The organism is Sphingorhabdus sp., from assembly GCF_044357595.1.
Taxonomy (GTDB): domain Bacteria; phylum Pseudomonadota; class Alphaproteobacteria; order Sphingomonadales; family Sphingomonadaceae; genus Sphingorhabdus_B.
The window spans coordinates 1-3,155 of record NZ_JBIKPH010000194.1; the positions used below are offsets into that span (position 1 = coordinate 1).

Annotated in this window: 4 protein-coding genes; 1 reads left to right on the top strand and 3 read right to left on the bottom strand. The window is 53.7% G+C overall.

The window, feature by feature from the left end; translation table 11 throughout:
* The coding region (locus tag ACIQ2T_RS12820) for a hypothetical protein (RefSeq protein ID WP_397591141.1) at positions 1-197 on the top strand (197 nt) is incomplete at its 5' end.
* 20 nt (positions 198-217) lie between these two features.
* On the opposite strand, the gene ACIQ2T_RS12825 is transcribed toward ACIQ2T_RS12820, so the two are convergent.
* Genes ACIQ2T_RS12825 through ACIQ2T_RS12835 form a run of 3 tightly spaced genes read right to left on the bottom strand, consistent with a single transcriptional unit; the run spans position 218 to position 3,023 of the window.
* Entirely contained in the window at positions 218-532 is a 315-nt protein-coding gene (locus ACIQ2T_RS12825) for a hypothetical protein (RefSeq protein ID WP_397591142.1), read from the bottom strand.
* A complete protein-coding gene (gene ppa / locus ACIQ2T_RS12830; RefSeq protein WP_306063341.1) occupies positions 529-1,065 on the bottom strand; it encodes an inorganic diphosphatase in 537 nt (178 codons plus the stop codon). Before ppa ends, ACIQ2T_RS12825 begins: the two co-directional genes overlap by 4 nt.
* 20 nt (positions 1,066-1,085) lie before the next feature.
* Complete coding sequence (locus ACIQ2T_RS12835; RefSeq protein WP_397591143.1) at positions 1,086-3,023, bottom strand: M61 family metallopeptidase; 1,938 nt, start codon at positions 3,021-3,023, stop codon at positions 1,086-1,088.
* Between the last annotated feature and the right edge of the window lie 132 nt (positions 3,024-3,155).

Here is a 3,155-nt window from a genome sequence, read left to right on the forward strand (position 1 = left end):
CTGCGCCGATGGACATTTTTGCCCATGCCGCATGGCAGCAAAATCTGTTTGCGCAACGCGTAGCGCGTGATCTGAACATGCTTACGGGGGTAAAGGGCGTGCAAGCTGCCTGCTTGGAATGCGGGGACTTCGCTTCGCCCGCGCCGTCGCCAACGGACAAAAGCTGGCTGGCGATTTTGATTAAGGCGCTTAGCTAATATATCTGCGTGGTAAAGGTTTAAGCCTTTATCGCGCAGACCAAGCCCGACGATGTCGCAACACCCAGTATTTCTGGGTCTTGCAGAGACCGCGTCCGCCGGAGAAATTCGTCAACGGTTACTTTGCGCATGTCCTGTCCATGCAGTTTTTTCAAACCGTTGAGCCTGTTCAGCTGAACCAGCGAAAGCCGGTCGACCATGCGATCCGCCATGCATGCTGCAATAGGTTTGGATAGGCCGGCATCCATCAATGCAGAACGGATACGGGTTTCCGGTGTGGCACAAGCCGAGAGCGCTAGTAACGTTAAGCTGGCCAGCGCGACCCGTTGTTTCATGTGCCATGTTCCTTTGCGCGCTCAACGCATTCAAGAATAATGCGTTTTGCGTCCTTTTCATCACCCCAACCATTTAACTTGGCCCATTTCCCGGGCTCCAGATCCTTATAATGGGTGAAGAAATGCTCAATCTGCTGAAGGACGATTGGCGGCATGTCTTTGTATGTGGCAACTTCTGAATAATATGGAAAAGTCTCGTTCACCGGAACACAAAGCAGTTTTTCATCGCCGCCCTTATCATCTTCCATCATCAGCACACCTATCGGACGGCATTTTACGACCGCACCGGCAATGATGGGCGAACGCGCGACAACAAGCGCATCAAGTGGATCACCATCTTCGCCCAATGTATGCGGTACAAAGCCATAGTTGGCGGGGTAGCGCATTGGCGTGTGCAAGAAACGGTCAACAAACAACGCACCTGAGGCCTTGTCGAATTCATATTTCACGGGCTCGCCGCCAATGGGTACTTCGATCAGGACATTGAGGCTTTCGGGCACGTTGTCGCCCGCGGGGATTAAATCAATACGCATGGGAGAATGCTTTCACTTTGTTATTTCTTGGGACGCCGCGGGCTGAGGAGACGGTCAATTGCGGTCTCGCCCTGGCCTATTGCCTTAAGGTGCGGATAGCGCAAGCCACCTGAATAGGCGATGTCTATTTGCGTATAACGTTTGTTGCGCTCGATGAGTAATCGGACAGGTGTCTTATTGCCTTTTGCGGCCTTGATTGCGCTGGTCAGGCCGTCCTTGGAATAGGCATAGCCATCCACAGCAATGATCTTGGCACCGCTGACGATATTCGCTTTAAATGCAGGGCTGTTCCACATCACAGAGGTGACGGTCGCGTCCTTGTTCAAAGTGATCCCAAGCGAGTGGGTTAGGTTGAAAACATTGCTTTCCTTCATCGATTCCTTGTCGAAGATATTGGGCTCTTCTTTCCAGACAAGCTTGTACCCGCCCTTTTCCAGTCCGGTGAGCGGTGCTGGCTGGCCGGGTTGGCGCAATTTGGTGTCGAGGAACTTTGCCCAATCATATGGCTGTACAGCGTTCAATGTGCGGACAACTTCGTCAAAATCATAGGTCAGCACGCCCCAATCGGCGTCGCGCACGCCAAAAAAAGCCTTGGCAAAATCATCCAGAGATTTTGTGCCCTTGGACAATTGGCGAATGGTCATGTCGGCGTCGAGCCAGATAAGCGAGCTTTCGTTATAATAATCCTCGCCACGGGCTTGGCTTGCAAAAGGCTTTGTCTTGCGTGCGCCGAAAATTGGGTCGTGTGTGGTGTCTTCAACCGATCGCCACGTCCGGCCCGGCTGTTCCGCATAAAATCCGGCATATTTGGCCCACTCACCAAGCACCATTTCCTTGGACTGCAACCCTGAGCGCGCGCCGAGGACCAAGTCCCAAAAACTCGTCTGCCCTTCATACACCCAAAGCAAATTGTCACGCATCGGCGTGGAATAATCGGGTGTCCACATAGTCGCAGGACGACGGAACTTTCCATTCCAACTATGGGTGAATTCATGCGGCAATAGGCCGCGTTCCGACATATTGTCATCCCACTCCGTGAAATAATCGGTCTCGCGCGTATTTTCCGAGCTGCGATGATGCTCAAGGCCGATGCCGCCAAGCTCCTCGGTCAGACCAAGCAGAAATTCATAACGGTCGAAATGCTTTGATCCGAATAAGAGGATGGATTCATCGACCAAGGCGCGGTGCGCGGCGATCTGCTCTGGCTTCGCTTCCAGATATTTCACGTTATCCGCCCAGACATTAAGCGTGACGTTATTCCCCAGATCCCATTTCTTGTAATGCGGGCCCGCGAACAAAGGGCTGTCCACCAATGTTTCAAAATCTGTGACGCCATACTCAATTTGGTTGCCCGTAATCTTGGCGCCATCAAGCGCAGCAACCCCAGTCCAGCCCTCTGGCAGGGTGATCGACGGCTTCACCTGAATGGCACGGGTGAAATGCCCGGCGGGGTACAACGCGACCTGTTCCCACTGCACATTCATCATATTTGGCGTGACGTTAATGCGCCCTTCGCTTTCGCGCACCGGCGCGGTGAATTGGAATTCCACATCGACCGATGCCGTCCCTGCGGGCACATCTACATGAAAGGCGTAAACCTGCACGGGATCCCGGGTCCAACGTAAAGTATTACCACCAGCGCGGATCATTAGGCCGGTCATTTCGGCCAATGCTCCCCGCGGCCCATGCTTACCTGGCAGCCATTGTGGATAAAGCAAAATGAGCGGTTTGCCCTGTTCAACTGGAATTGTCTGGCGCACGTGGAAAATGGCGCGATCAATATCGGTCGCATCCACTTGTAAGGTCATAGCCGTCGTTAGGGGGCGGTCCTGCGGCTCAGGAATCGCAGAGACAATCGGCACCGGTTGCGGCGCACTGTTTTGCGCATATGCTGCGGAAATGAGGCTAGCGGAAAGGGCGAAAGCGGCAAGTGCGCGCGATAAAGTGCGTGGATTCATGTCCCCAACTTTGGCGAATGCGCTGCGCTGCGTCCAGCCCTATTCCACTAACAACAATTAGCCGCTAGGGCGCTTTATGATGGCAAAGATACAGACACCCCAAGCCGTGCGCGGCACGCAGGATATGTTCGG

Bases quoted from the DNA above. Each gene is read 5' to 3' on its own strand.
- ACIQ2T_RS12825 (WP_397591142.1), bottom strand. From the start codon at position 532: ATGAAACAACGGGTCGCGCTGGCCAGCTTAACGTTACTAGCGCTCTCG.
- ppa (WP_306063341.1), bottom strand. From the start codon at position 1,065: ATGCGTATTGATTTAATCCCCGCGGGCGACAACGTGCCCGAAAGCCTC.
- ACIQ2T_RS12835 (WP_397591143.1), bottom strand. From the start codon at position 3,023: ATGAATCCACGCACTTTATCGCGCGCACTTGCCGCTTTCGCCCTTTCC.